Source organism: Psittacicella hinzii (assembly GCF_003585935.1).
Lineage (GTDB): Bacteria > Pseudomonadota > Gammaproteobacteria > Enterobacterales > Psittacicellaceae > Psittacicella > Psittacicella hinzii.
Map to the genome: position 1 here is coordinate 1 of NZ_NRJG01000195.1, position 3,645 is coordinate 3,645.

The following is a 3,645-nucleotide window of genomic DNA, read 5'->3' on the forward strand; positions in this document are numbered from 1 at the left end:
CTTAGATATTACTTTTTAAGAACGAGAAAGCTATTTTTAATGAAGAATTTACTAATTTTTGTTGAGTAGTTTATTCCAGAAATTAGATAGTTATTATGAGCTAATACTTGTAATAACCACCTTTCATTTATAAAAATATTAGTTATCAAGAAAAGTTGATTTTCTTAAGTTATTATATAGGGCTATATAATAACTCTATATAAAGCTCCATCTTTATATAGTAATTTAGATCATAAAAGTAATCCTCTGTAATTAACAGAGGATTTTTTTTTGTCTTTATTTTTCGAGCTTGTGCGCATGGCGTATAAAAAACTCAAACCAACTAGCAGGTAAGATTTTTTTGGCATACCATACTACGTAAGTAGGTAAGCATAAAAAATAATGGATTTTTTGCTTTTTGCTGGTTAGGCATTTATAGGCTAAAGCGGCTGCTTGTTCAGGTTGAGCGGTAAAGCGTTTACGGTTTTTATTTTGTAAACGTTGCTCTTGCTGCGCGTAGTCTTGCGCATAAACCGTATCTTGATTTTTAGTTTGCGTTTGGTATTCGTGCAAAGCGCGCTGACGGAAATTAGTTGCAACCGGACCAGGATGCAATAAACTTGCTTGAATATTCGGATCACGATTTTCTATACGAAAAGTTTCAACCATTTGATCGAGTGCGGCTTTAGAAGCACCATAAGCAGCACGATAAGGGATCGGACTAAAACTAATAACCGATGAGTTAACAAGAATACGTCCATGTCCTTGTTGACGAAATACTTTTATACAAGCATTAAAATAAGCCCAAGTACCAACAGTATTACATGCTAATTGCGCTTCTAAGGCTTGAGGAGTTGTATCTTCAACCGTAGCCATGTGCCCATAGCCAGCATTTAAAAATGCTGCATCAAAGTTTTGTAGATCTGGATCTTGGAATAGTTGTTCAATTTTTGCGTATTGGGTTTGCTCGCAATATTTTACTTTAATCCCTAGGGCTTCAAGATGTCGTGCTTGTTCAGGATTACGAATAACCGCAATCACTTCCCAGCCTTTGCTAGCAAATAATTGTGCGCTCGCTAATCCCATGCCTGATGAACTACCTGTAATTAAAATTTTTGCCATAATTGATAAAACGAGAAAAAGATTAACACTAAGTGTTAATCTTTTTTTATTAATCTTTATTGTGGATTAATCTTCGATTGCTTGATCACGACAACCGCAGTGTTCACACTCACATTCTTTTTTACGTAAGAACGTATAATGGTTCATTTCTAAGTAATTACGTAAATCTTTAATAGGTAATTTAGCAATTAGTTCGTAAGTGTTTAATAAAGATTTAATACGTGCTGATGATAAGAAGTTTTCAAAGTGATACTTAGCAACAAGGCGATCAAAATCAAAATCTTTATCAAATAAATAGTTCACTAATAAGCAGAAAACGTATGAACGTAGAACTTTAGAACGACTAGTAAAAGTCATGCGTTTAGGTTCTAAAATAAAGTAAATAGCTACTTCACAGCCAGTTACTTCGATGTAATTTTTTTCGTTATCGTTATTACGTTTAAATGCTTGATTGAACGACACGATTTCGTTATGCATTAATTGTAAAGTGCTATGACGCATAACAATCGAATCGTACATGGCTAAATTAATAAAACGGATTTCAGAACTTTCTGGAGTGGTATTTTTCATGGAAAGATCCTTAGTTTAAGCTCTAGATTGCTAGAATTAGTTTTTTCAAGCTAACTAAACTCTAGGTAAAGCTATTATACTGTATTTTTCTGCTCTTTAGCCAAATAGTATAAGGACAAAAATACCATTTAGTTATAGGTGTAGTTATAGGTTTAAGAATAGTATTAGAAGAAATCTTCTGAAAATTCTTTAATCAGTTCGATTACTTTATCAATTTGTTCTTTATTATTAAACGGAGCTAAGCTAAAGCGAATTGTTGAATCCACATCAATTGTTCGATGGAACGGATATACGCAGTGCTTACCAACACGTACAGCTACTTGGTGTTTAGCTAAAAATTGTCCTAGCTCGACATCACCACTATCTTCAATAGTTAAAAGGACATGGTGTCCATAACTAGGTAAGATACGAATAGGTTTAGCCGTACGATATAAAGTTCTAGCTATGTCTTGATTATAACGTAAGTCGCTGACATTATCTAAAGTTAACAGTTTAGCAATAAAGTACTGTTGTAATAAATTTGTGTAATGATAAAGCTCTTCTAAAGGTTGTTCTTTTAACCACTCAATATTAGTTTTAACCGTGGTTAAGGCATTTATATTGCTTGTGCCAGCAACGGTAAATGGATTATTGTCGTGCAAGCTATAATTAGCCTCCTTTAAGCTAACATTTTTAACAAAGCCGCCACCTACCCATTGATGTTCAAGAAAATGCAGTTGATTAAAGTCATTTAAATGATTTATCTGATATTGTAGGCTTTGTTCAAAAAGTTCGAGCTTGGTTGGTTTTTTGCGCTTTTTCGTTTTCTTGGTTGATGATTCTAGATCGGTATAAACTTCATTATTCTCGACCTTAGTTTTACTTGGTGGAGGTGATGGAGGATAATCTAGATTACCGGTTTCTAAGTATTGCGCGAGATAGTTATCTATCGCTGTCGCTTGCGCCGAAAGCCCAAAGTTTTGCATGGTTGTTAGTTTTAAAACTCGCTCGGATACCATGAGGTAACCTAAACCAGTTAAACCATACATTTTATGTAATGAACCGATCACAAAATCAGCCGGCCAATTTTCGAGTAAGTTCTCTTGTAAATAATGAGCATTAAAGCATGATCCTTGCGCATTATCTAAACATAACCAAGCTTTAGGAGCTAATTGTTTTTGAATTTGGGCAATACGTTTAATTGGTAAAGTATAACCATTAATGTTATCCACGGTACTAAAACTCATTAAGAGAATATGATCCCCGTGTAAAGTACATAACATTTCAAAGCACTTAAAATCAAAACTTAAGTCTTTATTTAAAGGAATAGTGATTAGTTCTAAAAAGTCAAAGTTAGCGCAAAGTTTAATCCATGGTAAAAGATTAGCATGGTGATTACTTTCATTAACTAGAATATAGAACTTTTGTTTCGTACGTTTAAGTGAAGTTTCTAAATGTTGTGCTTGTTTTGCCCAAAATTGTCCGAGCGTTAAAGCTAGCAGATTTAAAGCATCCGTAGTATTTTGAGTAAAAACTAAAGAATCTTTATTGTTATTTTTAGGATCAATATAATTGCTTAAAGCTTGATGACCTTGGTTAATAACTTGTGATAATTCTTTAGTAAGTAATGAGCGTTCAACATTACCTGGATAAGCGTAATAAGTTGAAAAAGCATCTAATACTGCTTGGGGTCTTAAACTAGTTGCAGCATTATCAAGATAAATTAAGTCTGGATTATGTTTTAAAGCTGGAAATTGACTAGCAAAATTAGTAACTAGTTCTTTATATTGGTCTAATTGCGTACTCAATTTTTTAGTTTTGAGATCTTGTGGCATATAAAGTTACAAATTATCAAAATGTGGGGGAAATATTTATGTGGTTAGATATAAAAATAAATATTTTATCCTTGGAACAAGAATAAAGATCACTCTATTATCTCATTAAATTAGCTAATATAGGTAATAAATAATAGCTAATTAGTAAATTAGGTACTTA

At 32.8% G+C, this 3,645-nt stretch carries 3 protein-coding genes; all 3 read right to left on the reverse strand.

Annotated elements, in window-relative coordinates; genetic code table 11:
* Positions 1-276: 276 nt before the first annotated feature.
* Positions 277-1,101, reverse strand: coding sequence for an SDR family NAD(P)-dependent oxidoreductase (locus CKF58_RS08060; protein ID WP_119532731.1), 825 nt, complete (start codon positions 1,099-1,101; stop codon positions 277-279).
* A 66-nt stretch (positions 1,102-1,167) separates the two neighbouring features.
* On the reverse strand, positions 1,168-1,671 hold the full coding sequence (locus tag CKF58_RS08065) for a hypothetical protein (protein WP_119532733.1): 504 nt from the start codon (positions 1,669-1,671) through the stop codon (positions 1,168-1,170).
* Between the two features lie 164 nt (positions 1,672-1,835).
* Positions 1,836-3,485 (reverse strand): aminotransferase class V-fold PLP-dependent enzyme, encoded by a 1,650-nt coding sequence (locus CKF58_RS08070; protein WP_119532735.1) that lies wholly within the window; start codon positions 3,483-3,485, stop codon positions 1,836-1,838.
* Positions 3,486-3,645 lie beyond the last annotated feature (160 nt).